This window comes from Proteus sp. fly-1067, from assembly GCF_040139345.1.
Taxonomy (GTDB): domain Bacteria; phylum Pseudomonadota; class Gammaproteobacteria; order Enterobacterales; family Enterobacteriaceae; genus Proteus; species Proteus vulgaris_B.
Genome location: NZ_JBEEUL010000109.1, coordinates 1 through 692, shown reverse-complemented (window position 1 = coordinate 692; position 692 = coordinate 1). Strand labels below are relative to the sequence as shown.

Sequence of the window (692 nt, the reverse complement as noted above, 5' to 3'; positions counted from 1 at the left end):
AGCCGTGTTGTTCTGGTATAGAGAGGCAACCTTCTTCAATACCTGTTTCACCTGATTTATCTAATAATTCAGGGTTAATAAGTACGAGGCGCTGATCGCGAGTCTCAGAAACATCAATAACGATAATACGCTGGTGGATGTTTACTTGGGTCGCAGCAAGACCAATACCTTCTTCTTCGTACATCGTTTCGAACATATCATCGATAATACGTTGAATTTCGGCATTAACTATTTCTACTGGCTTAGCGATTGTGCGTAAGCGTTCGTCTGGATAATGTAATACATTTAATACTGACATAAGTTTTTCGAGCAGCGTCCAAAAAGTGAATAGGAATTAATGCCTATTCTAGACATTTCTTGGCCATATTGACAGTATTGGTTATGAATTGTTCACTGATGAACATATTTGCCATAAAGTCAGGGAGATACCATGGAAACCCAAGAAATTTGGTTAAGGATGTCTCAGGTCAGTCGGCTTTCGCCGAGTAGTGCATCAAAAATTATTAATGAACTCATACTATTGGGTAATATAAATATAGCTACCTTGCAGCGGTGTGGGTTGAGTGAGCTGCAAAGTCTACAGTTCATACATTTCCCATCAGTAAAGATAACTCAAGCACGAAAGTGGTTAGAGAAAGAAGAAAATCAATTGATTACTTTTAGTAGTGGCTTATATCCATTTCTTCTAGCCC

General features: G+C 38.6%; 1 protein-coding gene and 1 pseudogene. One reads left to right on the top strand and one right to left on the bottom strand.

What is annotated here, in order from left to right; all coding sequences use genetic code 11:
- Nucleotides 1–298 (bottom strand): peptide deformylase (gene def, locus ABN217_RS19425; RefSeq protein WP_349459880.1); only part of this gene is annotated, 298 nt, incomplete at its 3' end.
- A 132-nt stretch (nt 299–430) separates the two neighbouring features.
- Here def and ABN217_RS19420 point away from each other — a divergent pair.
- Nucleotides 431–692: pseudogene (locus ABN217_RS19420) on the top strand (DNA-protecting protein DprA); the annotation flags it as partial.